Below are 672 nucleotides of genomic sequence, written 5' to 3'. Positions count from 1 at the left end.
CCCGATAGCTCCTCGTATTCACCTTCGTTCGTATAAACGCGGTAACAAGCTATTTATCCGAGGCATACAGCGTCCGTACACGAGACTCATGCCTGCCCACGAGACAAAATCCGCGGATACCGTTTTAGCCGAAGAGACCGGTGACCCCGTGGAAAAGTTCTCTGCTGACGACAAGCCGGTTCCGGAGCTCGACGAGCTCGAATCGGTTCCGGAAGCGGAACGGTAGGCGGCTACTCGCTTCGCGGACCGTATCTCTCAAGGAGATTCCCGGCACGTTTTTCGAAAAAACGCTCACAGTACGCTGGTGCGTTCTCGGCGCTCGCCGGCGGGAATCCCCGCTGAACGTCCACTTTCTGCCCATCTCGATATAAATCGAGATGAAGTCGCTCGGCCTCAACGTCGTGCCCCCACGCTGAGTCGGGGTGATGATCGGACCGCGCGACCTGTCGCCAGTCGCGTTTTCCGTATCGCTGACCGACGTTCTGTTCGAGTTGAACGACGAACCAGTCAACCTTCCCGTCCGAAACGCCCATTTCCAGATTTATCCGCGAGAGGCCGTGCTCCATGGGAGTTTGGTACTCCACGTCAGGGCTATCATGCCGATGGTCGGGAGTTGACCGGTTCGTCATATAAAATTGGGAGAGGCGCGTTCTGGTCGTGTTAACTTAAGCA

2 protein-coding genes are annotated in these 672 nt (G+C 56.5%); one reads left to right on the top strand and one right to left on the bottom strand.

Annotated elements, in window-relative coordinates:
* The coding region (locus tag DJ74_RS19370) for a hypothetical protein (RefSeq protein WP_217900304.1) at nucleotides 1-226 on the top strand (226 nt) is incomplete at its 5' end.
* Between the two features lie 4 nt (nucleotides 227-230).
* Here the strand turns inward: DJ74_RS19370 and DJ74_RS18465 are convergent.
* The gene (locus DJ74_RS18465) at nucleotides 231-566 is read right to left on the bottom strand and encodes a hypothetical protein (protein WP_141212636.1); all 336 of its coding nucleotides are present in this window, start codon (nucleotides 564-566) and stop codon (nucleotides 231-233) included.
* Nucleotides 567-672 lie beyond the last annotated feature (106 nt).

The sequence above is a fragment of the Halorubrum sp. Ea8 genome (assembly GCF_002252925.1).
Lineage (GTDB): Archaea > Halobacteriota > Halobacteria > Halobacteriales > Haloferacaceae > Halorubrum.
Note: the sequence above shows the minus strand (reverse complement) of the source record. Positions and strands in the feature narration are given on the sequence as shown.